Origin of the sequence: Thiocapsa marina 5811, from assembly GCF_000223985.1 — a bacterium.
GTDB lineage: Bacteria > Pseudomonadota > Gammaproteobacteria > Chromatiales > Chromatiaceae > Thiocapsa > Thiocapsa marina.
This window is the reverse complement of record NZ_AFWV01000009.1, coordinates 62,429-85,902: the sequence shown is the minus strand read 5'-3', so window position 1 is coordinate 85,902 and position 23,474 is coordinate 62,429. Positions and strand designations below refer to the sequence as shown.

The 23,474-nt window shown below is 66.0% G+C and carries 21 protein-coding genes and 1 tRNA gene; 5 read left to right on the top strand and 17 right to left on the bottom strand.

The genetic code is table 11. From position 1 onward, the window contains the following. Nucleotides 1-72: 72 nt before the first annotated feature. Both THIMADRAFT_RS14015 and THIMADRAFT_RS14010 read right to left on the bottom strand, forming a co-directional pair. Nucleotides 73-333 (bottom strand): hypothetical protein, encoded by a 261-nt coding sequence (locus tag THIMADRAFT_RS14015; protein ID WP_007193712.1) that lies wholly within the window; start codon nucleotides 331-333, stop codon nucleotides 73-75. Then, nucleotides 326-2,071, bottom strand: coding sequence for an FAD-dependent oxidoreductase (locus THIMADRAFT_RS14010; protein WP_007193711.1), 1,746 nt, complete (start codon nucleotides 2,069-2,071; stop codon nucleotides 326-328). The genes THIMADRAFT_RS14015 and THIMADRAFT_RS14010 overlap by 8 nt, the downstream gene beginning before the upstream one ends. Before the next feature lie 290 nt (nucleotides 2,072-2,361). Here THIMADRAFT_RS14010 and THIMADRAFT_RS27140 point away from each other — a divergent pair, with 290 nt between their 5' ends. The 3 genes from THIMADRAFT_RS27140 to THIMADRAFT_RS14000 all read left to right on the top strand — a co-directional run bounded on the left by THIMADRAFT_RS27140 (nucleotide 2,362) and on the right by THIMADRAFT_RS14000 (nucleotide 3,345). Continuing rightward, nucleotides 2,362-2,514 carry a hypothetical protein gene (locus THIMADRAFT_RS27140; protein ID WP_007193710.1) on the top strand — a complete coding sequence of 51 codons (153 nt, stop codon included), beginning with the start codon at nucleotides 2,362-2,364 and terminating at the stop codon, nucleotides 2,512-2,514. Nucleotides 2,515-2,731: 217 nt separating this feature from the next. Continuing rightward, nucleotides 2,732-3,025 (top strand): type II toxin-antitoxin system Phd/YefM family antitoxin, encoded by a 294-nt coding sequence (locus THIMADRAFT_RS14005; RefSeq protein WP_007193709.1) that lies wholly within the window; start codon nucleotides 2,732-2,734, stop codon nucleotides 3,023-3,025. 98 nt (nucleotides 3,026-3,123) lie between these two features. After that, complete coding sequence (locus THIMADRAFT_RS14000; RefSeq protein ID WP_050799577.1) at nucleotides 3,124-3,345, top strand: type II toxin-antitoxin system RelE/ParE family toxin; 222 nt, start codon at nucleotides 3,124-3,126, stop codon at nucleotides 3,343-3,345. A 142-nt stretch (nucleotides 3,346-3,487) separates the two neighbouring features. Here the strand turns inward: THIMADRAFT_RS14000 and THIMADRAFT_RS13995 are convergent, their stop codons facing one another. The 5 genes from THIMADRAFT_RS13995 to tmpT form a co-directional block, all read right to left on the bottom strand. Beyond that, nucleotides 3,488-4,696 carry an efflux RND transporter periplasmic adaptor subunit gene (locus THIMADRAFT_RS13995; RefSeq protein ID WP_007193708.1) on the bottom strand — a complete coding sequence of 403 codons (1,209 nt, stop codon included), beginning with the start codon at nucleotides 4,694-4,696 and terminating at the stop codon, nucleotides 3,488-3,490. Between the two features lie 517 nt (nucleotides 4,697-5,213). Then, on the bottom strand, nucleotides 5,214-7,577 hold the full coding sequence (locus tag THIMADRAFT_RS13990) for an ABC transporter permease (RefSeq protein WP_007193707.1): 2,364 nt from the start codon (nucleotides 7,575-7,577) through the stop codon (nucleotides 5,214-5,216). A gap of 55 nt (nucleotides 7,578-7,632) precedes the next feature. Next, complete coding sequence (locus THIMADRAFT_RS13985; RefSeq protein WP_007193706.1) at nucleotides 7,633-8,616, bottom strand: MBL fold metallo-hydrolase; 984 nt, start codon at nucleotides 8,614-8,616, stop codon at nucleotides 7,633-7,635. Between the two features lie 420 nt (nucleotides 8,617-9,036). Beyond that, nucleotides 9,037-11,601 (bottom strand): S41 family peptidase, encoded by a 2,565-nt coding sequence (locus THIMADRAFT_RS13980; RefSeq protein ID WP_007193705.1) that lies wholly within the window; start codon nucleotides 11,599-11,601, stop codon nucleotides 9,037-9,039. Between the two features lie 219 nt (nucleotides 11,602-11,820). Beyond that, nucleotides 11,821-12,480: a thiopurine S-methyltransferase gene (tmpT, locus tag THIMADRAFT_RS13975; protein WP_007193704.1), complete on the bottom strand. Its 660-nt coding sequence runs from the start codon at nucleotides 12,478-12,480 to the stop codon at nucleotides 11,821-11,823. A 336-nt stretch (nucleotides 12,481-12,816) separates the two neighbouring features. On the opposite strand from tmpT, the gene THIMADRAFT_RS13965 reads away from it, so the two are divergent. Next, complete coding sequence (locus THIMADRAFT_RS13965) at nucleotides 12,817-13,398, top strand: beta-class carbonic anhydrase (RefSeq protein ID WP_007193703.1); 582 nt, start codon at nucleotides 12,817-12,819, stop codon at nucleotides 13,396-13,398. Nucleotides 13,399-13,650: 252 nt separating this feature from the next. Here THIMADRAFT_RS13965 and rpmG read toward each other — a convergent pair whose 3' ends face one another. Together rpmG and rpmB are read right to left on the bottom strand one after the other, a co-directional pair. Further along, nucleotides 13,651-13,818: a 50S ribosomal protein L33 gene (gene rpmG, locus THIMADRAFT_RS13960; protein ID WP_007193702.1), complete on the bottom strand. Its 168-nt coding sequence runs from the start codon at nucleotides 13,816-13,818 to the stop codon at nucleotides 13,651-13,653. 14 nt (nucleotides 13,819-13,832) lie between these two features. Then, nucleotides 13,833-14,069, bottom strand: a complete 237-nt coding sequence (gene rpmB / locus THIMADRAFT_RS13955) for a 50S ribosomal protein L28 (RefSeq protein WP_007193701.1) — start codon at nucleotides 14,067-14,069, stop codon at nucleotides 13,833-13,835. Nucleotides 14,070-14,253: 184 nt separating this feature from the next. Here rpmB and THIMADRAFT_RS13950 point away from each other — a divergent pair. After that, nucleotides 14,254-14,327 (top strand) — tRNA-Cys (locus THIMADRAFT_RS13950). Nucleotides 14,328-14,343: 16 nt separating this feature from the next. Here THIMADRAFT_RS13950 and THIMADRAFT_RS13945 read toward each other — a convergent pair. From THIMADRAFT_RS13945 to THIMADRAFT_RS13910, 8 genes are all read right to left on the bottom strand, one after another. Continuing rightward, the gene (locus THIMADRAFT_RS13945) at nucleotides 14,344-16,185 is read right to left on the bottom strand and encodes a complex I subunit 5 family protein (RefSeq protein ID WP_007193700.1); all 1,842 of its coding nucleotides are present in this window, start codon (nucleotides 16,183-16,185) and stop codon (nucleotides 14,344-14,346) included. Further along, nucleotides 16,182-16,562 carry an NADH-quinone oxidoreductase subunit K gene (locus THIMADRAFT_RS13940; RefSeq protein WP_007193699.1) on the bottom strand — a complete coding sequence of 127 codons (381 nt, stop codon included), beginning with the start codon at nucleotides 16,560-16,562 and terminating at the stop codon, nucleotides 16,182-16,184. The genes THIMADRAFT_RS13945 and THIMADRAFT_RS13940 overlap by 4 nt, the downstream gene beginning before the upstream one ends. Next, complete coding sequence (locus tag THIMADRAFT_RS13935) at nucleotides 16,559-17,518, bottom strand: hydrogenase subunit MbhD domain-containing protein (RefSeq protein ID WP_007193698.1); 960 nt, start codon at nucleotides 17,516-17,518, stop codon at nucleotides 16,559-16,561. The genes THIMADRAFT_RS13940 and THIMADRAFT_RS13935 overlap by 4 nt, the downstream gene beginning before the upstream one ends. Next, the gene (locus tag THIMADRAFT_RS13930; RefSeq protein ID WP_007193697.1) at nucleotides 17,515-17,841 is read right to left on the bottom strand and encodes a monovalent cation/H(+) antiporter subunit G; all 327 of its coding nucleotides are present in this window, start codon (nucleotides 17,839-17,841) and stop codon (nucleotides 17,515-17,517) included. The genes THIMADRAFT_RS13935 and THIMADRAFT_RS13930 overlap by 4 nt, the downstream gene beginning before the upstream one ends. Continuing rightward, complete coding sequence (locus THIMADRAFT_RS13925; protein ID WP_007193696.1) at nucleotides 17,838-18,191, bottom strand: monovalent cation/H+ antiporter complex subunit F; 354 nt, start codon at nucleotides 18,189-18,191, stop codon at nucleotides 17,838-17,840. The genes THIMADRAFT_RS13930 and THIMADRAFT_RS13925 overlap by 4 nt, the downstream gene beginning before the upstream one ends. Nucleotides 18,192-18,390: 199 nt before the next feature. Beyond that, complete coding sequence (locus THIMADRAFT_RS24810) at nucleotides 18,391-18,933, bottom strand: Na+/H+ antiporter subunit E (protein WP_233490254.1); 543 nt, start codon at nucleotides 18,931-18,933, stop codon at nucleotides 18,391-18,393. A gap of 164 nt (nucleotides 18,934-19,097) precedes the next feature. Continuing rightward, nucleotides 19,098-22,184: an efflux RND transporter permease subunit gene (locus THIMADRAFT_RS13915; RefSeq protein ID WP_007193694.1), complete on the bottom strand. Its 3,087-nt coding sequence runs from the start codon at nucleotides 22,182-22,184 to the stop codon at nucleotides 19,098-19,100. Beyond that, nucleotides 22,181-23,452 carry an efflux RND transporter periplasmic adaptor subunit gene (locus THIMADRAFT_RS13910; protein ID WP_007193693.1) on the bottom strand — a complete coding sequence of 424 codons (1,272 nt, stop codon included), beginning with the start codon at nucleotides 23,450-23,452 and terminating at the stop codon, nucleotides 22,181-22,183. The genes THIMADRAFT_RS13915 and THIMADRAFT_RS13910 overlap by 4 nt, the downstream gene beginning before the upstream one ends. Nucleotides 23,453-23,474 lie beyond the last annotated feature (22 nt).

The following is a 23,474-nucleotide window of genomic DNA, read 5'->3' as shown; positions in this document are numbered from 1 at the left end:
CCCAGCCTCCGGCCCTCAGCTTCAATGAGACTGAGCTGGCGGCTGGCGGCAGGAAGCAGCCGACCGTCGATCTCAGACAGCGTCACGCAGGATCGCCGCCAGCACCTTGCCGTCGGGGATGTCCTGTGCGCGTAGTCTCAGCACCTCGCCGCCGGATAGGCGCACCCGATGGGCGAACTCGTCGATGACCCCGTAGCTCTCGGCACTCGCGGCATCCGCGAAGGTGACGGTACCGTCGGATTCGTCGACCGTGCCGTTCACCGCTTGATCCATGTCGACCAGCAAGCTCTGCACGGCGCCGAAGGTTGCCGCGCGCGCCGCCCGGTCAGGCATCGTCGACCAAGTGCTCGGGACGCGGCAGGTCGACATGCGTGGCGGGCTCGGCACCGGAGCGACGGTTCAGCGCAAAGTCTCGCATGGCCGCGGCGCCCGAGAGGTTGTAGACCTGCGCGAAACCGTGTTGAGCCAGGATGCGCACCGCCGCATAAGCGCGCTGCCCGCCACGGCAGGAGACCACCGTGGGCAAGGCAGGGTCGAGCTCGCCGAGGCGGTCGCGCAGGTCGTCGAGCCGGATGTGCTTGGCGTGGGGTGCGTCGCAGAGCGGAAGCTCCTCAAGCTCCCCGGCCTCGCGAACATCAACGACCTGGAACGCGGAGAGATCCGCGTCCGGCTGGATCAGCGGCGCGAGCCCGTCCAGATCGTTCTGCGCCACGAAGGCCGCCATGTGCAGCGGGTCCTTCGCCGAGCCGAAGGGCGGTGCGTAGGCGAGATCAAGCTCGCCGAGATCCTCGATCGTGCCTTTGAAATGGATCAGGGTCGCGACGACATCGAGCCGCTTGTCCACGCCCGCGGCACCGACGACCTGCGCGCCGAGCACCCGTCCCGAGCCCGTTTCATAGACCAGCTTGATGCCGATCGGCGCCGCACCCGGATAGTAGCTCGCGTGATGGTAGGAGACGATATGCACCGCGCGAGCATCGAACCCGGCCTGTCTTGCCGCGCGAAGCGACAGACCCGCGATCCCGGCGGCGTAGCCGAAGACGCGCACGACCGAGGTGCTCCAGGCCGCGGGAGCCGGCCGCGAAGCACCCGTCGCGGCATGCTCTCCGGCCAGTCGACCGGTGCGATTGGCGATGCCGGCCAGCGGGACACGCAGGCGCGCCCCGGTCGGACCGAAGGCGTATTCGGCGGCATCCCCGACGGCGTAGATGTCCGGGTCCGAGGTGCGCATGTAGGCGTCGGTGGCGATGCCGCCGCTGGCCCCGATGGTGAGCCCGGCATCCACCGCGAGCGCCACGTTCGGGCGCACGCCGATACTCATCAGCACCAGGTCCGCCGACAGGCGGGTCCCGTCGGCGAGGGTCACGCCGGTCACGGCCCCGTTGGTCTCCTCGATCGCGGCGACACCGCGGCCGAGCTCGAGTCGCACCCCGTTGCGCTCGCTCTCGCGGTGGAGCGGCTCGGCGATCTCACGATCGAAGAAGGGCATGACCTGGTCCTGCAGCTCGACGACCGTGACCTTCAGCCCCCGATGGACGAACTGTTCAGCCGCCTCGAGACCGATATAGCCGGCGCCGATCACGACGGCCTCCTTCGCGTGCGTCATTCCGGCGATGATCCGATCCATGTCGCCGATGTTGCGTAGGCTGAAGACGCCCTGTGCCGTTGCGCCGGGTATCGGCGGCACGATCGGCGCGGCGCCGGGGGAGAGGATGAGCTTGTCGTAGTCCTCGCCGTACTGCTCGCCGGTGTCGAGGTTCTTGACCATGACCCTCTTGGTCGCGCGGTGGATGGCGATCACCTCATGACGGATGCGCGCATCGATCAAGAAGCGATCGCGAAACAGCTCCGGCGTCGCGATCAGGAGCTGCGCGCGATCGGCGATCTCGCCGCCGATGAAATAGGGCAGACCGCAGTTGGCGAAGGACACATAGGGATCGCGCTCGAACATGATGATCCGGGCATGCTCGTTGACGCGGCGGGCTCGCGCGGCTGCGGATGCGCCGCCCGCCACACCGCCGACGATCAGGATTTTCGGTGAGTCCGGGGCCTGTGTCCTGGTTGCAACCACTGTTTCTCCTGCCTTCTCTGTTGAGCAAAAAACCCTATTCAATCAAGGGGACATGATGTCGACGTCGACGATCGGATTCTATCCGAAACGCAGAACCCGCGCCGCATGACCCGCGCAGCGCAGCGGCGTCCGGTCTCCGAGCGCACGCGACCGAAGACCCCTGTTGCCGCCCGGCAATCCAGGTGCTCGTCCGGTTGCGTAACGGGCTGCCGCGGCCTTGTCGGTCGTTCACCCCGCGGCTAACCTCGGTGCATCAAATACCCGGAACCGGTCCGGCTCCACGAGCGAGTATGAGAGTGGTGATCATCGGCGATTTGGCCGCGGGCATGAGCGCGGCGAGTCAAGCCGTGGTGGAGGCTCTGCCCGAGATCCTGCCCTGGCTGCCCGAGACGCCGCGCGCGCGGTCGCCGCGTTGGTGGCCCATCGGCGCAAGGAGGCCGTAGCGATCGAGGATGTGGTCTAAACCGCGCCGGGCGCGGTTTAAGGTCTTAAAAAATATGAAATCTAAACCGCCTCTCCACCGGTTTCGGCGAAATTCCCAAGACTGAATACAACGTGAAAACGACACATGTCGCTCTGGACGCGATTTAGAAGGATCCCTTTGACAAAAAGGATGTGGCGCCCTAAATTCAGGTCTTAATTCAAGACGGAATGAAGGCCATGCGACCCATCTCGGTTTCGGAAAGCATCGTGCCTGTCGGCGAGTTCAAGACTCAGATCTCGCGTCATCTGAAGCGACTTGTCGACGGAGCTGGTCCACTCGTCATTACGCAGAACGGACGAGCCGCGGGCGTCGTCCTGTCGCCGGCCGAATACGATCGCATGTGTGATCGGGAGCGGTTTTTCGAATCTCTGCTGGTCGGAGCCGGAGACGCCGATGCCGGGCGGATCATGGACACCGCGACCCTTCGCGAGCGTCTCGCGGAACGACGGGCAGAGCGTTCCGTTGGATGAAGGAGCTCTGGCCCGATCAGGCATTCGAGCGGCTCGCAGAGATCGAGCAGTACATTGCAAGGGATAATCCAGCCACTGCTGAGTGATTTATCGACCGGTTGATCGATCGGTCGCAGGCACTCGCGGATCACCCCGGCTTGGGGCGCACCCTGCCCGAGCTTCTCGGCAGCGAGTTCAGGGAACTGGTCGAGGGGAATGACAGAATCGTTTATCGCTTGCAAGGCGACACGGTAGTTGTGCTTACGGTTTTCGAGGGCCATCGACGACCGCCGCTCGACGACCTGGCCTTGGAGGACAGGCCACTTCTCGGCTTGGATTGAGGCCGGACCTTTTCGGTTGCGGTTCGGTAAAACAGAAGCGCAGCGGAGTCCACCGGCGTCGGCGCGGGGCTCGGTGGCTTCCGCTGTCGCTCGTCCACCATACCGGCTGTTGCAACGAAAAAGGCCTTCGCGCGGATGGCCTCTATGCGTAAGGCCGGATCTCGGCCGCGATGCGTGCGCCATCGTGCACGCGATCGCCCGGATGGGTCACGACGATCTCGCCGGGCTCGAGCCCCCCGGTGATTTGGGTCCAGAGACCGCTGCGCCGCCCGACCTCGACCGAACGCAGGCGCGCCCGACCCTGATCGGCGACGAAGACCGCCCAGCGGTCCCGGTGCCGAAACAGGGCGCTGGTCGGGACCTGAACCACGTCCTCGCCCTCCCAGAGGATGAAGCGTGCCTCGACTCGATAGCCGTCCCCGAGATGCCGCCATCGATCGCGCGGCGTGACGATCTCGACCCAGACCGGCACCCGTTGCTCTTCCACTCCCAGGGCCGAGATCTTTTCGAACCCGGCGGGCTCTACAAGGCGAACCCGCCCCTCGAGCGTATCCTCCCCGCCCCAGCGTTCCAGGATGACCCTCATCCCGGGCCGCACACGCACGGCGTCCACCGACAGTAGGTCGACCTGGACCTCCAGGGCATCCAGGTCGCCGATCTCCAAGACTGCCTCGCCGGATTGCACCGGTCCCTCGCAGCAGCGATGACGTTGGGTCACGACCCCCTCGATGGGCGAGCGGACACCCAGGACCGGGTGATCGCCGGGAGCGCGCTTGCCGTCGGCGATCTCCACGAGCGCGCGGGCGGACTTGAGCTCGAACTGTGCGACCTCGACCGCATGTCGTGCCGCCTGCTCGGCCGCTTCCGCCGCGTCGCGTTGAGCGAGCCGTCGGCCCCGCTCCTCGGACGAGATGAGCTGGCGCCGGTGCAGTGTCTCGCTGCGGTCGTATTCGGTGCGGGCCAGCTCGTATTGGGTCCGTCGGGCCGCGAGGTTTGCCTCGGCCTCTTCCAAATGCGCTTGCGCGGCGGCAAGGGCCTCGCGTGCCTGACCGCGCGAGCGCGGGTCAAGCGCCGGCGCAGGCAAGGGCTCCAGCTCGAAGAGCACCTGATCGGCAGCGACCGCATCCCCCGGCTCGAGCTCCACGCGGCGCAGATAGCCGCTGATCGGCGCAGAGACGGTGTAGATATCGCGCAGGCGGGTCCGGCCCTCGTCCTCGACCGACTCGATGAAAACGCCCTGCCGAACCAAGGTCGCGCTGACCGGCACGGGAGACGGCATCAGGGCGAGCACGAGCAAGCCGAGTAGGGTTAGGCCGATAATTCCGGTGATCAGCTTTTTACTCAGTGACATGGAGATCTCGTCGCGCGATGTTCAATCGGCCCGGACGGGACTAAAACTCTGGACCCCGGCAAGCCAACACACTGATCTGCATGCCGAGCTGATGACCCGCTTCAAAGATGTTACACCGGAAGGCGGGACCATCGCGTTGGTGGTTTGGCGTTGCGGAGGTCGAACGATGGCGAAACGCGCGCTTAGGCGATTTCCGAGAATAGGCATCCCGACTGCGCGTGCCAGGAAGATTTGTAGGGACTGTAGGGGCGAACTAGCTCGCCCCTACACGCAGGTAGATCATTACCCGGAAATTACCTTAGATGAATTCCGCAAGCCGTTGGACCAAGCCGTGCGAGGCACAGCCAACCGTCGGCGCAAGTTGTGTCCCCTATCGTCGGTACAACCAATAAGCCAAATCCGGCTCAGCCATTAAACCGAATTTTTATCCTAAACCGCGTCACCGGCAGCGCTTTGAGCGGCGCCGAGGTCGACGACATCACGAACCGATAGAGGTCGCTGCGGACGCGGTTTAGCCCTACTCGATCGTCTTCAACGCCGCAATCATATCCAGCCGCCCGAGCAGTCGTGCAACCGCGAACACCGACAAGATCGAGGCCAGCAACACCCCGGCGGCCGAAAAGGCATAGCTCTGGCGGCTGATGATGAAGGGCACACGGAACATGTCCATCGCCATGGCCGAGCTCAGCAGCGCGGCGAACCCGGTGCCGATCAGCCAGCCCAAGGGGATCGCCAATAGGGTCAGGACTGCGATCTCGCCGATGAGGATCCAGCTCACCTCCGCCCGGCTGAAGCCGAGGACGCGGAGCGTAGCCAGCTCGCGCGAGCGCTCAGAGAAGGCGATCCGCGCGTTGCTGTAGACCACGGCGAAGGTGATGGAGCCGGCCATCAGCAGCAGGATGCTCATCGTCACCAGCACGGTGTCGTCGATATAGTCGCGGAATTGTCGCTCCGCATCGGCGATCACGCCGATTCCGGCCACGCGCGGCACCTCCCAAAGTCGCTCGAAGAGCCGGCCGTGCTGCGTGTCGTCGGTCATCAGCCAGGCGCCGGAGAGCGCGGGGCCTTCCCCCATCAGTCGGTTCAGGGCGCGCCGCTCCATGTAGGCGCTCACGCCGATCGGCTCGTCGACGATCCCGGCGAGCGGGATCCTGAGGGTTCGACGGTGTCCCTCCATGATCTCGACCTGCACCTCCTCGCCGGGTGCGAGCCCCAGGTCCTCCGCCAGAAAGCGGGTCATCAGCAGACCCTCGGGCGGCAGTCGGGTCGGGCGATGGGCGGCGTCGAGCAAGCCGCGCAGACGCGGCTCTGGCTCCAGGCCCTGAATGCCGGTGCGGTAGTCTCGGGTGCCCTTGATGAGTCGCACGGGCACGTTGCGATAGCCCTCCACATAGGCCACGCCGGGCAGGGTGCGCAGCTCGGCGAGCGCGCGCTCGGGTGTGGGGTCGGTGAACCCGAGGTGAAGATCCATATTCATGACCAGCCGGTATTGGATGTCGAGCAGGTGGTCGATCGCACCGAACTGATAGCTTCCGAGCAGCAGCAGTCCGCCGGACAGCCCGATCCCGATCATCGAGAGCAGGGCCTTGGTACGGTGGCGCAGGAGGTTGCGCAGGATCATCCGGGTCGGCTGGTCGAGTCGCCGACCGAGTGCGGAGCGCTCGAGCCAAGAGGCATGAAAGCGCCGGGGAGCGGGCGGTCGCATCGCCTCCGCCGGCGGCATCGCGACCGCACGGCCGACGGCGCGGCCGGTACCCAGCGCGGCGGCACATGCGGAGACGAACAGGGCCAAGGCGACGATCCGCGGCTCGAGGCGGAAGCTCGTCTGCGGGAAACGGTAGTATTCGGCGTAGACACCGGCCATCCCGTGGGCGGCCCAAGCCCCGAGCCCGATCCCGAGCAGTGATCCCGCGACCACGATGAGTGCGGTCAGAAGGCCGTAATGCGCGGCGATGTCCCGGTTGGCATAGCCGAATGCCTTGAGAATCGCGACCTGCTGGCGTTGGGTTTGAATGATGCGTCCCATCAACAGATTGAGCAGGAAGGCCGCGACCGAGAGGAAGATGGCGGGGAGCACGACGGCCATGACGCGGAGCTGGTCGATCTCTTCGGAAAGGAAGCGGTGCGAGATCTGGTCTGCGCGGCCGATCGCGCCGATGCCGCCGTAGCGGGCCAGCTGCACGTCGAGCGCCTCGATGACAGCCGCCTCGTCGGCCCCGACCTGCAGCGAGAGCAGGACGCTGTTGAAGGCTCCGTCCATGTCCATCGCGTGGGCAAGCGCGCGCCGGTTCATCCAGAGGACCGCAAACCGCTTGTAGTCCGGCAAGATGTCGGCCGGCCCCACCTGGTAGACGAACTCGGGAGAAAGGGCGACGCCGCTGACGGTCAGGGTTTGGAGGCGGCCGTTGATGATCGCCTCCAACCGATCGCCCGCCCGCAGGCCCTGCGCCTCGGCGAAGGGCTCGCTCAGCACCACCTGGTCGGAGCGTTCCGGCGCAGGGAGTGCGCCCTCGCGCAGGTACAGCCGATTCAACCCTGGTTGACGACCGTCCGGGATCGAGAGCAGCAAACCGCGGACGGGTTCGTCGAAACCCGCGACCTCCAAGCGTACCGGTGCCTGAACACGCGTCTCGACTCGGTTGACGCCCGGGATCTCGCGCAGACGCGCCGCGAGACCCTCCGGGGCGCGTTTGAGATCGGCAAAGACATGGGCGAAATGATGGTCGTCGTAGAACCGGGTCTGCGACAGGCGCAGCGCATCGAGCGTGGTCACGGAGAGGATCAGCACCATCACCCCTGCGGCGATCACCACGGCGATGGCCGCGACCTGTCCTTTGAGGTCGAAGAGATCCCGCAGGAGCTTGGTGTGCAGTGCTCGCATCGATCCACCTCGGCGACGCACCATCGGGAATCCGGTCCGAACGTCCCCGAACCGCTCAGAAGGCGTCTGCTTCGACCTCTAGATAGGCGAGCGAGACGTGCTTGCCCAACTCCTCCTCGAAGCCCTGCCAGTCTTTGAATCGGACAAGCTGCTCGGCGATGATCGGACGCATCTCGAAGTCGCTGCCGCCGCTTTCGTACAAGGCCGCGACCCCGTCATAGACGCCGGTCAGGTAGGCGCGGTAGTCGTCGACGATCTCCCAGCCACCGGTCAGGCCGTGCCCCGGAATCAGCACGCTTGCCGTCACCGAGGCCTTGATCCCGTCCAGCGCGTTGATGCTGCCGATGAAGGAGCCGTCGTCCATGCGCACGATGCGCCCGTTGCAGGCGTTGTCGCCCAGGAACAGCGCGTCCAGCTCCGGGATCTCGAACATTAGATCCGAGGTGCTATGGACATGCGGGAAATAGTGCGTCTTGAAGGTGAGCCCTCCGATCGAAAGGGTTTCGCCACCCTCGAGCGGATGCGTCGGACCCTCGGCAACGGTCCCTGCGGTGGCGCCTTCGGTCGCGCTCATCATGCGTTGGATCCACTCCTCGCCGGCCCCTTCCGCGATCAGCTTCAGCATCTCGGGATGCCCGTAGATCGGAACCTGTGGGGCCGCGGCCAGCATCGCCTCATTGCCCAGCCAATGGTCCCCGTGGACGTGCGTGTTCAGCACCGCCAGCAGCGGCTTGTCGGTCACCTTGCGGATCTGACGCAGGACCATCTCCCCGGTCTGAACGCTCGAGCCGGGGTCCACGACGATCACGCCGGTCTGCGTGACCAAAAAGGCCGGGTTGTTCATGAACCCCTGGTTCTCGGGGGTGGGGTAGTCTACCGGTCCGTGGATCACGTAGAGACCGGGAGCGACCTGCTCCGCCGGGTAGTCCGGCAGGTCCGGGCCACGCTCCGCCAGGGCGGGGAAGGCGAGGGCGAGCATCAGGCAGAAGAGCAGGGCGATCGGCCACGAGGACCCGTGCGGGATTCGATCGAGCGGCATGAGTAAGCATCCTCAGGGTGAACCAAAACAGCGTTATACCGCAGCGGCGGTCCGGGAGCATCCCGCGCCGGCTGCTGTTCAACGCGTCGCAAAGGCGGCGAGTCAGAGAACGGGTTCCGGCTCGAGGGCCGGGATCGTTCAAGAAAGGACCGACGTGTTGTCCCGCGTCCATCGTCGATCCCGCGGTTGGCTCGGATGGTGTCTCTCACGGTCCCTTAAACCGCGTCCGGAGCGAGATGCTGAATTTTCGAGGGAGTTCGACGTTTGGTTCATGCACAGCCTTTGGCGGGGACGCGGTTTAAAACAATATATTTTTTAATAACTTAAACCGCGCCGGCTCCGGCACTCGTCAAATCGGCCGGGGCCGATCCCATCCAAAAACATCGCATACCGCGCCGGGCGCGGTTTAGTTTGAACCCGTTAGAGAAAAACGCGTCGGGATGCGACGAGGTTTCCGTCGGAGAAGCCCCGAAAATCCAAGAACCGGGTCCCCGTCGCCGGCATTGCGAACGCGTTCTCCCCGTCACGGACATCGATCGATCCGTTCGGACGCGTGTCGATGTCGACATCGAGCCGATCGATCCCGAGACAGTCTGCGATGACCTCTCGTCCCTGTTCCGTTTCCGGGCCGAAGCGGATGGCGAGTCGGCGTTTCGGCAGACCGGCGAGCAGGTCGGCGGCGGCTGCGATGAGATCCGAGTTGCCTTCGAGCAGGTCCTCGCGGGTCATGTGGTGGATCTGATCGGGGACCACCCCGAGGTCTTCCAGCACTCTTCCGGCACTCGGTCCGACACGGATCGTCCGCCGAATGGAGACCCGCATGGCGGCATTTCCCGGCAGCGCTCGATAGGGCGAATCCGTGCCCGGCAAGAGCTGCCGCAGGAGGTCGTGCCCCCAGACGTTTGCCCCGCCTGCACCCATGTTGCCGTCCACTCCCAAGATGGGTCCGATCCCATGGTCTCGGAAACCGGCGGCAAAGATATCGGTGGTGCTGTAGCAGAGTGCGTCCGTGATCAGCACGACGGGGCCGTGGTAGCGCTGGCCGATCCTGTTGGCGGCTTCGCGATCGGTGATCGGAATGCCGGCGGAATAGGTTGCGCCGGTCATCAGTGCGTGGCGCATCGACTCGCGCCACGGTTTCAGAAACTCGAGGCGTTCCGCGAGGCGGACGTTCAGCGGCGTGTTTCGCAGCTGGAACAGCGTCGGCTCGATGCGCTGCGCGGTCAGGATCTGAAGCAGCTGCTCGCCGGCAAGGATCAGCCCGCCGCCGTTGCCGCGGACATCGATGACCAGTCCGTCTTGCGGCAGCTGCTCGACCAGACGGATGAATTCGGCCACGAAGGCGTCGGCATTCTCGACGCTGAAGGTCCAGATGCGCACATAGCCGATCTCCCCGGCGTCGGTCGGGACTGGGCGCGCTTCGACCACGCCGGGCATCATGGTGTCCAATCCCCGGCCCCGCGGCGGTGCTTTACGCCGTGCCATCTTGCCTTCGGCGGCGACGACCTGCGGAGCAAACAGGATCTTGCGTGCGAGACGTACCATCGTCTGCTCGAGGTCGATGCCCTGCTGCGCGGCCACCTCCGGTGCAATCTCTCCGAGGCCGGCCGTCCTGCTGGTGTCCGGCTCGAACACGAACCAGGGCACCCGCAACTCCCGGAGTCGGCCGTCGGGGGTCTGATACTCGACGAGCACGAAGTCTTCGTCGGGCGGCAGCGATTGGATCAAGGGGCGGACCGTGAGCGTCTCGATCCCGCGGGCACGTCGTGCCTCCAGGTTGCTGCCGGCAAAACGCTCGCCGTTGATCTCGACAGCCCGTTCGATGGGAATGCCGTTCCAGCGCAGGATCTCGACGCCGGGCCCGAACGGCGGCTCCCGGAAGCCATCGAAGACTCGCGTGACGAGGAAGCGGCGCCCTCTGCTCGTTGCCCCCTCCGCAACACCCTCGTCGAAAAAGTCCTCGAGCATGAAGGGGACGAACGCGACCTTGTTCGCGATCGGATCGGGAAGGAGATAGTTGGTGTGCAGGTCGCGCAGGGATAGAAACACCGACGCGAGCTCGTGATGGAAGCGCACCGCGTCCTCGAGCCCCTCTTCCGCCGTCTGCTCGAGTCGCAGGCGCAGCAGCCGTAGGCGTTGGATCGGATCCACCGCATGCATCGCCTCTTTCAACGGCAAGTGCACGTAGTTCTGCTCGATGAGCACCAAGGCTTGCTCGACCAAGCGCAACCGATCGGCTTTGTACAAGGCATGCGTGGTGGCCCGGAAGCGCTCGACCTCGACCGTCCCGGCGAGCTGTCTCCGCGTCGCCTCGGGTGCCGCGGCGAACAGCGGAATGTCAGTGACAGCGTCCTTTCTCGAGGCGGCGGATGGTTTCCCGAGAGGCGTGAGCTTGTTGAGCGGGCGCTGCGCAGATGGCGCGGCGGTCACTCTCGGCTCGGGCGAGGATCTCCGTTCCGCCGGGGAGCGGAGAATCTGGCCGGTGCGTCTCTCGACCGCCTCCAAACCGCCTTCTTCGCCGATCTCCTCGGCGGCTTGCCGCGCCGCGTCGAGGAAGGACGCCATCTCGGCCACGCTCGGCGATCGGCGCTGCGAGACCGCCCCGCTATTGAGATCCCACTTGGGCCCGAACTGCTTCACCGCCTGATACATGGTGGTCGCCTTCAGCCAACCGACGCCGTCGGCGCGCATGGCGAAGTAGAAGGTCCGGTGGACCTCTTCGTGAGTGGCGGTCTTTTCGTCACAGCCGACATCGTGGATCACGGTCGCGCGACGGTAATCCCCGACGAACGGCGGACCGACCGTGGCCCAAAGGGCCGAGGGTATGGAGGCCCCGTTGACGACGCTTCCCTCGGGGGCGACCCAGCGTTTCCCATTCGGGTCGATAAAGGCAAACGCCTCCAACAGCTTCATGTCCCGGTCATCGCCGCCGTGGGTCAACCACTGCACGACGACCTCTCCTTCGAAGGTGCCGAACTGGCTCATCGTCGGATCCCCCGCGCGTTGGTCTTCGTTTGCCGGCTCGATCGGCGATCGAAGCGTTTTGCATCAGCTCCTGTGTGCCTGCGTCGCTCCGAGAAACAGCTGCCCTAGGCCAAGTATGGTACGCATAACGGAAATCGCTACCGTTCGCCGATGAGCCAGGATCAGGTCAGGCCTCGGGAACCGCGCCAAAGCAGCCGTCATCGCGTCGAGTGCGACGCCTCAGCGGTGCGGTTCCAACCTCCACACGTGTTCGGCAAGGGCTGTTAGGCCGCGTCGGCGAAAACCCGGTGACTCGTCGATCACGTCGAAGCTTGCCAGCCGTTCGATGCTGTAGCGGTCTCCGAAATGCGTTTGAACCTCGTCGCGGCCGACCGAGAAGGGCGGTCCGGACATCTCGGCCTGATCATAGTCGAGTGTGATCAGGAGGCTCTTTGCGGTCGCGGGCACGATGGCCTTGAAGTGCTCGGCGTAGGCCGGACGCATCTGCGGGGGGAGGGCGATCAACGAGGCGCGGTCGAAGACCGCACCGACGCCCTCGAGTTGGGCGGGGGTTAGATCGAAGTAGTCGCCGACGAGCACCCGCAGCTCGTCGACCGCATAGGTGCGAAACGGCGGTGTCTCCGTCACGCGCGGCTCCAGAGCGTTCTCGGCAAAGAGCTCCTGCACGCCCAGCTCGCTGATCTCCACGCCGACGACGCCGTGGCCGCGGCTGGCGAGCCACAGGAGGTCGAGTGTCTTGCCGCAGAGCGGAACGAAGACCAGGGTTTCGGGCACGAGGCCGAGGCCAGGCCAGAACTCCTGCAGATGCACGTTGATCTCGGGGAGATGCCACCCGGTTTCGCCGTGCTGCCAACGGTCGAGCCAGAATTCAGGTGTCATGGGGGAGGTGTCGAGTGGTGAGTGTTGGGTAGGGCATACGCGGGGATTCGGGTCAGCGCAAGGCCAGACGTCCGCCGGTCCGCGCGACGGACCGCGCTCTCGCCGACGGTTTGTCCCGGATCCCGGCGGAAAATTGTACGCCGATCGCGGTTCCGAGGTCGTTTCCGGGACGCATCGGCGCCGCACCTCGTCCAATCGCCGGAACGCAAGTCCCGTCGATCGGCCGTCGAAAAACCAAGGACATTGCCCCATGTCGAGCTGGGGGCGAGCATTTTGATCGAGCGCCGACGCATCGCCCTCGACAACCGGCGCATCCACCATCAGACGAGGACCGCCATGAGCCAGATACTCGAAGAGGTCTTGAACGCCAACGCGGCCTACGCCGCCGACTTCGACAAGGGCGATTTGCCGATGCCGCCGGGACGGAACTTCGCCGTTTTGACCTGCATGGACGCGCGCCTCGATCCCGCCAAGTACGCCGGGCTCGCCGAAGGGGACGCGCATGTCATTCGCAACGCAGGCGGGCGCGCGAGCGACGACGCGATCCGCTCGCTGGTCATCTCCTACAAGCTGCTCGGAACCCGAGAGTGGTTCGTCATTCATCACACCGATTGCGGCATGGAGACCTTTACCGACGAGATCATGCGTGGCCTGCTCGCCAGCAGTCTGAAGACCGCCAGCGTCGATGCCTCCGGTTGGCACGACAGCGGCGAAGGACCGGGCTCGGCCGAGGGGAATTACGTCGACTGGCTGACCATCAACGACAACGCGCAAAGCGTGATCGAAGATGTTAAGCGCATCCGGCGGCACCCGCTTGTGCCGGGCGACATCCCCATCTACGGCTTCATCTACGATGTGCGCACCGGTCGGCTGGTCGAAGTCGCGGAGGCGACTCGCGTCGGCGCGGCATCGGCATAAGCTTAATCTGCGGGTTGCGATCGTGACGCCGCGAGAGCGGTGTCACTCCGGATTCGGCGAGTGGATTCTCATCCTTTGCTCTTCAGACCAAGCGGGACGATCGACGTCGTGTCGGTCATGATGCGAGGCCGAGGGCCGAGCGCTCCGCTCGGAAACCGGCGAAAAAAACCCGCTTGCGCGGGCTTGCTTTCAAGTGCCGACAAGAGTGATTCGACTCGGTGCGAGAAGAAGACTCCGCGACGATGGAAGGCGCTACTTGATCTTGCCTTCCTTATACATGACGTGTTGCCGGATGACGGGATCGAACTTCTTGATCTCCATCTTGCCCGGCTGATTGCGTTTGTTCTTGGTGGTCGTATAAAAATGACCGGTCCCGGCGCTGGAGTTGAGCCGGATCTTATCGCGTGCTGCCTTGGCCATGGTGTGCCCTCCGGTTAGATCTTATCGCCGCGTGCGCGGATCTCGCCCAGCACGGTATCGATACCGCGCTTGTCGATGATGCGCATACCCTTCGTGGAGACCCGCAGCTTGACCCAGCGTTTCTCGCTCTCGACCCAGAACCGGTGGTCGTGGAGATTCGGCAGAAAACGGCGTTTCGTCTTGTTGTTCGCGTGCGAGACGTTGTTGCCGGTAATCGGGCGCTTACCGGTGACCTGGCATACCTTGGACATGGCGGAATCCCTAGAATTCGGAGGTCGTGCTTCGGGGTAGAAAGAAGCGGAAAGCTAACATGTTTCCGCGATTCGGCGCAACGCAAAATTGGTTGTCGTCGTCATCGACCGATGTGCGCATGCGTTTTCTCGTCGCAGCGAGACCGTGACAAGCGCCCACGGCGCGACTATACTTTCCGGCTCGGGCTGAGTGGCAGAGTGGTCATGCAGCGGCCTGCAAAGCCGTGCACCCCGGTTCGATTCCGGGCTCAGCCTCCATATCACCGGAAACGCCTCAAGCCCCTCCGACTAGGCTGCCCGCCAGCCCAAGGCCCAAAAGCAGCAGCGATAGGCCCGCCACGGGCCATTGCCGCAGTGCGGCGTCAACCCGCTCGAACACCAGGCCGACGACAGCGGCGGCACGTCCGGTCACACTGGATGATACCCTCACGGAATCAGCGTCGGCAGCGGGCCTACCGCCGGGCCAAGGTACCGCACACAGAACCAGCAGCCCGACGATCAGGACCGGCCACAGATCGCCCCAGAGTTTGCCCCAGTCGAAGGCGCCGGCCATGGCGACCGAGACGGCAGCGCCGGCATCGACCCCTGCGCGACCGACGCCAGTCAGATCGAAGGCGACGGGCGGCAGCAGTCCGAGCAACAGCGCGCACAGCGCCAGCAGCAGCGCCACCAATTCCTGCACGCGCCCGGGGCGTTTGATCGCCAGGTTCGGTGGTCGGCCCTCGTCGGCTCGCGGACCGAACAATGCATAGCCGAGCACCCGGAACAGGTAGGCCGCGGTGAGCAATCCGCCGGCCTGCATGACCAGTCCCCACCACCACTGGCCGCTGGCATCGGCGGCCGACGTGAGCAGAGTCTTGACGAGGTAGCCGCCGCTGGGCTGCAACCCCAACAACGCCAGGCCGGCGAGTCCAAAGGCCAGGACCGTGATCGGCAACGCTCGGGCAATACCGCCGAGCTCGCCGATGCGATCATGTCCGAGCGCTGCGGCGATCAGCCCGGCGGCCATGAACATGGCCGCCTTGGCGCACGCGTGCGAGACCACCTGTAGCGTGCCGCCGGTCAGGGCCAACGCCTCGGCGCCCGCCGCCAGCGGGAACAGCAAGAACAGGTAGCCGATCTGGGCCAGGGTCGAATAGGCGATCAGCAGCTTGAGCCGCACCTGTCGCAGCGCGACCAGGTTGCCCACCAGGATGGCGCCCGCCCCCATCGCGCCCAGGATCTGCACCCCCGCCGTCGCCAGCAGCCCCGGCATCATATCGAGCCAGATCCGCAGGACCAGGAAAAAGGACGCCTTCACGACCAGGGCCGACAGGACAGCACTCGCGGCGGGCGGCGCACCTGCATGCGCCGGCGGCAGCCACAGGTGCAGCGGAAACAGCGCGGTCTTGGCCAGCAGACCGACCGTCATCAAGGCGATGGCGGCGACCAACGACGGCGGCCATCGGTCCGCGCCCGCGATGCGCTCCGCCAACAAGGCGATGTCCAGCGTCCCGTAGGTGCCGTAGATGAGCACCGCGCCCAGCAGATAGAGGGCAGATCCCAGCAGCGCGAAGAGTAGATAACGCAAGGCCGCCGCCAGTGTCTCCGGCTTGCCGCCGAGCGCGACCAGCGGCACCGCGGAGAAGGTCAGCAGCTCCAGCGCGACGAACAGCGTGAACAGGTCCTGCCCCAGAAAGACCGTATTGAGTCCGCCCCAGACCCCGAGCAGCAGCAGCCAGAAGACCAGCGAGCTGCGGGTCTCGGACCCGTCGCCGGTGATCGGGAATGCCCGTTGAGCGTAGAGCGCGACGGCCAGCATCACGAGGGCACTGGTGACCAACATCACCGCCGAGAGCCCATCCGCGCGCAAGCCGACGCCGAGCGGCGGGCTCCAGCCCCCGAGCAGATACTGCAAGGCATCGCCGCCGACCAGCACGACCGCGGCGATGGCCAGCGCGGCGCCGAGCCCCAGCAGGGTCAACAGCAGCACGAAACGCCCCAGATAGCGCCCGCCCAGAACCAATCCGAGCAGCAGACCCGTGATCGGGAGCATCAACGGAAAGACCAGGACGACACCGCCCAGATCCGTTAGATCGCGGATCCCCGCAGCGACCAACGCCTGCGCCTGCGTCATGGTTCTCGCTCGCCCCGAAGGTTCGCATCGGTCGGGACCGCAGGTGCATCCTGTGCATCGGTCTCCAAGGTGGTGCCTCCACCGGTCTCGGCGAGCCGCACCAGCAGGGCGACGGCGATCGCGGTCGCCGCGAAGGCGACGACGAGACCCGTAATGACCAGCGCTTGAGGGACCGGGTCGCCGTCGCTGCCGGTGCCGGCCGCGAACAGCGCACCGCCGCCGCGCTTGGCGATGACGCCGAACAGCAGAAAGATGCCGCTGCCCATGAGATTGAAGGCGAGGATCTTGCGCAACGCGCCGGGCTGGCAGATCAGTCCATACAGACCCAGCCCCACCAGCGCGGCCGCGCCGAGTCCGAAGAGGGTCGTGCCGCTCATCGGCCGGCCTCGCAGCGGTGCGCGCGCGTCGGCGGCCCCGACAGCAGCAGGGCCAGGGCGACCGCGACCGAGCCGGTCAAGGCCACCTCGATGGCGATGATGAGCGGCTTCGCTAGACCCTTCGGGTAGGCGAGAAAGGCATCCGCCAGCCAAATGCCCGCAATACCGATGGCGATGAAGAGCGATGCGCCGACGACGAGCAAGCCGCGCCAACCCCGGCTGACTACGGCCGGTGGTTGCTGTAGGCCGGCCATCATGACCAGCACCCACATCGCCGCAAGCACGGCCGCCGCCTGGAACTTGCCGCCCGGCTCATCGGCCCCGATCCAGACGAGGTGGATGGCGACCAGGACACCGAAAGGCGGCAGAATCCGGGCCAGGAGGGTCAAGGCGTCACTCGCCGGCGGGCGCGGCAGCGAGCCCGGGCGCCCGCTCCAATCGGCATCTGCCGCCACCGACCAGACGCCGATCAGGGCCGGCAGCAGGACCATGGACTCCAGCAGGGTATCGATGGCGCGATGCGCCAGCAACACGCCGGTGACAGGATTCCGCAAGCCGGTCGGCGGCAGATGCTCGGCCACCAAGGGTGCGAGCGTGGGTGCGGGCTCGGGCAGCCACAGCACCACGGCCGCGAGCCCGGCGGCGACCAGGGTGCAGAGCAGCCCGATCAGCAACCGCAGGGCCGGAGCAGGTGCGCGAGCGCGTTCGGCGGCCTCGAATGGCGCCAGACGCGCCGCGGCAGCAAACAGCAGGATGCCGGTCAGTCCGCTACCCAAGGCCGCCTCGGTCATGGCCACGTCCAAGGCGGCAAGCCGCACCCAGAGGAGGGTCATCAAGAGTCCGTAGGCGACGAACCCGACCACTGCGCGATAGGCCGTGCGGGCAATGGTGATCCAGACGGCCAAGCTCAGGACCAACAAGATCAACACCACATCGCTGATCAAGCCGACACTCATCGGCCGTCCTCTCGCGGCCCCGAGACGTCGTCGGTTCGCCAGTCTGCGGGACGCACCGCCGCGCCCAAGAACTGAGCGACCACGGCCCCGCTCAATAGGGCCAGCAGCCAAAGGGCAATCAGCTTGAGCGCTCCCAACGGCCAACTGGTTTGAGCCAGCAGGCCCAGCACCACCAGGCCCAAACCGAGATTATCCGCCTCGGTCAGGGCATGGAGCCGAGTGAGTGTGTCGGGGAAACGCAGCAGCCCGACCGTTCCGGCAAGAAAGAACAGGCCGCCTAGGGAGACCATGACGATGGTGAAGATGTCGAGCGCGAGCCTCATGGGTTGTCGTCCTGCGTCGGAGCGTCGGGCGTCCGATCCGGCGCCGGACCTTTGTCGGGCTCCGGGTTGAGCTGCGGGCCGCGCTTTGGGTCGACTTGCGGGCGAAGGGCACCGACGACGAAGGCGACCGAGGCGAAGGCCGCGAGCAAGGCCAGCACCATGGCCACGTCCGCGACGGCGGATTCGCGCGATGCCTCGCCCAGCAGCACGAGGGCCGCAACGCCGCCGGTGCCCAGGAGCTGCGGGGCCAACATGCGGTCGACGTCCTTTGGCCCACGTAGGATGCGCCACAGACCCAAGGCGACCGTTGCCAGAATGAAGGCCGCTGCGGCCAGCAGAAAGGTGGTCATGGCTTAAACCGCGCCCGGTACGGTATGCGTCATGTGTTGGATGGCTTGGCCGCGCCGGCTCCGACGACTGTCGAAGTCGGCGCGGTTTAACGTATTAAAAATAATAATAAATTCTAAACCGCGTCTCACTGAGATCAAGGATATCTCCGAAGCCAAACGCCGTGTTCGCCGAGGGTGCGTCCCGCCGTGATCGCCGACGCTAAGCACGCGCTTCACCCTTGCGGCGCGGCACCGCATCCCGCGCTTCGGGTTTGTTGCCGAGCGTCTCGATCAAGAGTGTCTCGTCAATGGCAAGGTCTTCCGCAACCGGCTGCGAGACATCCAAACAGTGATAGATCAGAGCACCGTCCCGATCCGTCCCCACGGACAGCGTACCCGGTACCACGCTGGTCAGGGCACCGAAAACCGCGCGTGCCGGTCCCGGTGCGAGGCGCACCGGATAAGACAGGTAACCCGGTGCGATGGACAGGCGCGGCCCGAACACGCGCGGCAGCAACGAAAAGCCGGAGACGACCGAATTGCGCAGGACACGCGCCGCGAGTCGGAGCAGGGCACCGTAGCGCAGGCTCCCCGGCGTCGGCGGCAGCAGGCGCAGGCTGGTCCAGGCCGCGACCGCCGCAGCCATCAAGCCGACGAGCAGGTCGACGAGGATGTCGATGACGGGGGCGCCAAGGTCGGGGGCGGCGAGCAGCAGCCAGAACAGCAAGAAACCGGCCCAGCGTAAGACCGCCGAACGTATCACGTACCTACCCATTTGCCTTGGGCTTGCTGTTCAGCGTTAAAGACTAAGCCGATCACGCTCTGCTTCCGGTGACAGTCCAGTTAAACCGCACCCAACGCGGTCTGCGTCGTGTGTTGGATTGGCTTGGCTGCGCCGGCCTCGATCATTGTCGGAGCCGGCGCGGTTTAGGTCGCATGGGCTTCCCCCTGCGGAGTAGGCTCGGCGCGCGGGGCTTCTCCCCCAAACCAGGTGACATAGAGCGTCGGCAGGAACACCAGCGTCAGCAGCGAGGCGACCGCCAGTCCCCCCATGATGGCGTAGGCCATCGAGCCCCAGAACACCGTTGGGGCGATCGGGATCATGCCGAGGATGGTGGAGAGCGCGGTGAGCATGATCGGGCGAAAACGCGAGACGCTGGCCTCGACCACCGCGTCCCAGACGCTCTTGCCGGCATTGCGCTCGGCCTCGATTTGATCGATCAGGATCACGGCGTTCTTCGCAATCATGCCGACCAGGGCGAGGATGCCGAGGATGGCGACAAAGCCGAGCGGCTTGCCGGAGGCAAGCAGGGCGCCGACCACACCGATCAGGCCCAGCGGCACCAGGCTCAGGACCATGAACAGCCGCGCGAAGCTCTTGAGCTGGAAGATCAGCAAGCTGAGCATCAGCAGCAGCATGATGGGCACCACGGCGAACACCGAGGCTTGCGAGTAGGCGCTTTCCTCGACCGCGCCGCCGAGCTCGATGCGGTAGCCCGCGGGCAGACTCGCGTTCAGCTCGGCGATGGGCGCTTCCAGCTCGGCCACTACCGTCTCCGGCAGGGTGCCGGGCGCGACGTCGGCCTGCACCGTCAGGGTCGGTACCCGGTCCCGCCGCCACACCAGCGGGTAGTCTTGACCGTACTCGAAGGTCGCGAACTGGCTCAGCGGGATGGTGCGCCCGTTCGGCAGGGACACCGGCAGCGTGCGCAGGGTCTCGACCGACAGGCGCTGTCCGCCCAGCTCGCGGGCGACGACATTGACCAGATAGATGTCGTCGCGGACCTGCGTGATGGGGGTGCCGGAGATATTGGCATTGAGCGCGGTGGCCACCGCCTGGGAGCTCAGGCCCAGTTGACGCGCCTGTTCTTGGTCGATGCGGATGTGCAGCTCGCGCTCTGGTTCCATCCAGTCGAAGTTGACGCGGCGCGTGCCGGGACTAGCCGCCACCAGATCTGCCAGGTCCATGGCGATGTCGCGCAGTTGGGTCGGGTCCGGCCCGAGCACGCGATATTGCACTGGCCAGCCCACCGGCGGCCCCAGCTCCAGCGGCGAGACGCGCCCGACCACTTGCGGGAATTGCTCCGCGAGCAGTTCTTCGAGCCGCGGCTGTAGGCGTTCTCTGGCCTCGATGTCGTTGCTGACGATGACCGCCTGGGCGAAGAACGGGTTGGCCAGCTGCACGTCCAGCGGCAGGTAGAAGCGGATCGCACCCTGGCCGATGTAGGTGCTCCAGCGTTCGATCTCGGAGGCGAGCTCGGGATCTTCGCGCAGGATCTGCTCGAATTCGTCGACCAGACGCTCGGTGGCGTGGATCGAGGCGTTTTGCGGCAGGCGCAGGTCGACGATCAGTTCCGGGCGATCCGAGGAGGGGAAGAACTGCCGCGGCACCTGTGCCAGCGCTAGGATGGCGGCGACGAAGACGGCGATGGTGAGCGCGATGGTGACCCAGCGCGCGCGCATGGCCAGCGTCAGTAGGCCGCGGTAGGCGGTCACGGTCCAATTCGGTTTGTCTGCCGCTCCGGCCTTGGGCGGACGCAATAGCACCATACCCAGCAGTGGCGCGAACACCATGGCGACGAACCAGGACGCGAGCAGCGCGATGCCGACCACGGCGAAGATGGAGAAGGTGTATTCGCCGGCGGAGCTCTGGGCAAAGCCGATGGGCACGAAGCCGGCGATGGTGACCAGGGTGCCGATCAGCATGGCGAAGGCCAAGTGTTTGTAGGCATAGGTGGCGGCGCTGGCCTTGTCGTCGCCAGCGGCCAGGCGCCGGCTCATGGCGTCGATGCTGGTCATGGCATCGTCGACCATCAGGGCCAGGGCGATGATCAATGCGCCGAGGGAGACCCGCTGTAGGTCGATGTCGACCATGTCCATCATCGGAAAGACCACGGCGAGGGTCAGCGGGATGGCGATGGCCACCACGGTGCCGGCGCGCACGCCAAGCGCGACGAAGCTGATCACCAGCACGATGCCGATCGCCTGCCATAGCGAGGTGGTGAACTCGTTGATGGCCAGATCCACCGTCAGCGGCTGATCGGCGACCAGCCGCGGCTCGATGCCGTGCGGCAGCTCGGCCTTGATGTCGGCGATGGCGCTGGCGACGTTGCGCCCGAGCGCCAGGGTATCGCCGCCGTCGCGCATGGCGATGGCGAGCCCGATGGCGGGTTCGCCGTTGATGCGGAACATGGGCTGCGGCGGGTCGCTGAAGCCGCGCCTGACATCGGCGATGTCGCGCAGGCGCAGCATGCGCTCGCCGACGGCGAAGGTGACGTCGGCGATGTCTTGTTCATTGGCGAAGGCACCCGAGACCCGCAGCGCGATGGATTCATCGCGGGTGCTGAGCTCACCGGCGGGACTGACGATGTTCTGCGCGCGCAGCGCGGCGATCAGGGTGCTCGGGTCGAAGCCGAGGCCGGCGAGCCGCTCGGCGGAGAAGTCGATATAGATGACCTCGTCCTGGGCACCGAGGATGTCGATCTTGGAGACGTCGGGCACGGTGAGGAGCTGGGAGCGCGCGTCCTCGACCGCGTCGCGCAGCTCGCGATGGGTGAAACCGTCGGCGGTGAAGGCGTAGATGATGCCGAAGGTGTCGCCGAACTCGTCGTTGAAGAAAGGGCCGCGGATACCCTGCGGCAGGGTATGGCGCATGTCGCCGACCTTCTTGCGCACCTGGTACCAGGCATCCGAGACGGCTTGGCCCTGGGTGCTGCCGGTCAGGTCGACGAAGATGGTCGTGGACCCGGCGCGCGTGAAGCTACGCAAGTTGTCGAGATTGGGCACCTCCTGCAGTGTGCGCTCCAGGCGCTCGGTGACCTGTCGAATGGTCTCGTCGAGCGTCGCGCCGGGCCAGATGGCCTTGACCACCATGGTCCGGAAGGTGAACGGTGGATCCTCGGCGCGGCCCAGCTTGTAGAAGGAGCTGACGCCGGCAACCAGCACCGCGAGCATGATGAAGAGGGTGACCGAGCGATTGCGGATGGCCCAGTCGGAGAGGTTGAAGCCGCTCATGGACGGGCCTCGGCCTTTTCGACAGACGGCTCGCTGGCGGTATCACCAGTGTCGTCGCCGGCCTCGTCACTGGTCGGTTCACCCACCTGACCAATGGCCGGTTCGCTGGTCTCGGCACTGGTCTCGTCAGGGACCGGTTCACCGAGTCGGCGCACCTGCTGGCCGGGGCGCAGGGTCTGGACACCGGCGGTGACGACTAACTCGCCGGCGTCGAGACCCTGCGCAATCAGCACCCGGTCCAGCTCGAAACGCGCGACGTCGATGTTGCGCAGGGCCACGGTGTTGGTTTGCGGATCCAGCACCCAGACCGCCGGCGCCCCGCGGGTCGAGGTCAGGGCCGAGTTCGGGATCTCGATTCCGGCCGCGCCGCCGAGCTGGATGCTGCCGGTCACGGTGGAACCGAGGCGCATGGCGGCCGGTGGATTGGCCAGCCCGACGCGGACCTGAAAGGTGCGTGTTACCGGGTCGGCCTGGGGCGAGACCTCGCGCACGCGTCCGCTGGTGCTGACCTTAGGGTCGCTGCTCAGGGCGACCGTGACCTCGTCGTCGGCGGAGCCTGACTCGATCACCCGAGCCGGCACGTCGAACACCGCGTCGCGGCCAGCTTCGCGGGCCAGGCGGACGATCATGCGCCCGGCCGCGACCACTTCGCCGGGCTCGGCGCCGCGTTCGGTGACCGTGCCGGGTCCATCGGCCAGCAAGGTGGTGAAGCCGAGCTGGTTCTCGGCGGTCGCGACCTGAGCCTGGGCCGCCTCGACCTGCGCCTGGGCGGCGTCGCGCGCCTCGACCGCCCGGTCGAAGTCCGCGCGGGCGACGAAGCCCTGCGGAAGCATCGGCTCGAAGCGTCGCACCGTGTTGCGGGCCTCCACGAGACGCGCCATTGCGGCGGCCAGGTTGGCCCGCGCCGCATCCACCGCGTTGCGTTCGTTGACCGCATCCAGACGCGCGACCACCTGCCCGGCGTTGACTTGATCGCCGACATTGACGGTACGTTCGATCAACTGACCACCGACGCGGAAGGCCAGCGCGACATCGTCCTGGGCCTGGACGGTCCCGGTCAGCGTGACGCGCTCCCCGCCCGGCAATTCTTCGACGGTGACGACCCGCACCGGGCGGATGGGTTCGGAGACAGGCTGCGATGCCTCTTCGTCGGTCGGTAGGCAACCGGTGAGCAGGATCAACAGGGCCAGGACGCAGGCCAAGGGCGCGCCGGCCATTGCTGCGGGAGAGCGAACGTCGCGACAGGGGATCGGGGCAAAGGGCTTCAAGGACAGCGCTCCCAAGGTAGAA

What these genes read in the sequence shown, in the direction of transcription:
- THIMADRAFT_RS14015 (WP_007193712.1), bottom strand. Translation starts at nt 333, where the DNA reads ATGCCTGACCGGGCGGCGCGCGCGGCAACCTTCGGCGCCGTGCAGAGC.
- THIMADRAFT_RS27140 (WP_007193710.1), top strand. Translation starts at nt 2,362, where the DNA reads ATGAGAGTGGTGATCATCGGCGATTTGGCCGCGGGCATGAGCGCGGCG.
- THIMADRAFT_RS14005 (WP_007193709.1), top strand. Translation starts at nt 2,732, where the DNA reads ATGCGACCCATCTCGGTTTCGGAAAGCATCGTGCCTGTCGGCGAGTTC.
- THIMADRAFT_RS13995 (WP_007193708.1), bottom strand. Translation starts at nt 4,696, where the DNA reads ATGTCACTGAGTAAAAAGCTGATCACCGGAATTATCGGCCTAACCCTA.
- THIMADRAFT_RS13990 (WP_007193707.1), bottom strand. Translation starts at nt 7,577, where the DNA reads ATGCGAGCACTGCACACCAAGCTCCTGCGGGATCTCTTCGACCTCAAA.
- THIMADRAFT_RS13985 (WP_007193706.1), bottom strand. Translation starts at nt 8,616, where the DNA reads ATGCCGCTCGATCGAATCCCGCACGGGTCCTCGTGGCCGATCGCCCTG.
- THIMADRAFT_RS13980 (WP_007193705.1), bottom strand. Translation starts at nt 11,601, where the DNA reads ATGAGCCAGTTCGGCACCTTCGAAGGAGAGGTCGTCGTGCAGTGGTTG.
- tmpT (WP_007193704.1), bottom strand. Translation starts at nt 12,480, where the DNA reads ATGACACCTGAATTCTGGCTCGACCGTTGGCAGCACGGCGAAACCGGG.
- THIMADRAFT_RS13965 (WP_007193703.1), top strand. Translation starts at nt 12,817, where the DNA reads ATGAGCCAGATACTCGAAGAGGTCTTGAACGCCAACGCGGCCTACGCC.
- rpmG (WP_007193702.1), bottom strand. Translation starts at nt 13,818, where the DNA reads ATGGCCAAGGCAGCACGCGATAAGATCCGGCTCAACTCCAGCGCCGGG.
- rpmB (WP_007193701.1), bottom strand. Translation starts at nt 14,069, where the DNA reads ATGTCCAAGGTATGCCAGGTCACCGGTAAGCGCCCGATTACCGGCAAC.
- THIMADRAFT_RS13945 (WP_007193700.1), bottom strand. Translation starts at nt 16,185, where the DNA reads ATGACGCAGGCGCAGGCGTTGGTCGCTGCGGGGATCCGCGATCTAACG.
- THIMADRAFT_RS13940 (WP_007193699.1), bottom strand. Translation starts at nt 16,562, where the DNA reads ATGAGCGGCACGACCCTCTTCGGACTCGGCGCGGCCGCGCTGGTGGGG.
- THIMADRAFT_RS13935 (WP_007193698.1), bottom strand. Translation starts at nt 17,518, where the DNA reads ATGAGTGTCGGCTTGATCAGCGATGTGGTGTTGATCTTGTTGGTCCTG.
- THIMADRAFT_RS13930 (WP_007193697.1), bottom strand. Translation starts at nt 17,841, where the DNA reads ATGAGGCTCGCGCTCGACATCTTCACCATCGTCATGGTCTCCCTAGGC.
- THIMADRAFT_RS13925 (WP_007193696.1), bottom strand. Translation starts at nt 18,191, where the DNA reads ATGACCACCTTTCTGCTGGCCGCAGCGGCCTTCATTCTGGCAACGGTC.
- THIMADRAFT_RS13915 (WP_007193694.1), bottom strand. Translation starts at nt 22,184, where the DNA reads ATGAGCGGCTTCAACCTCTCCGACTGGGCCATCCGCAATCGCTCGGTC.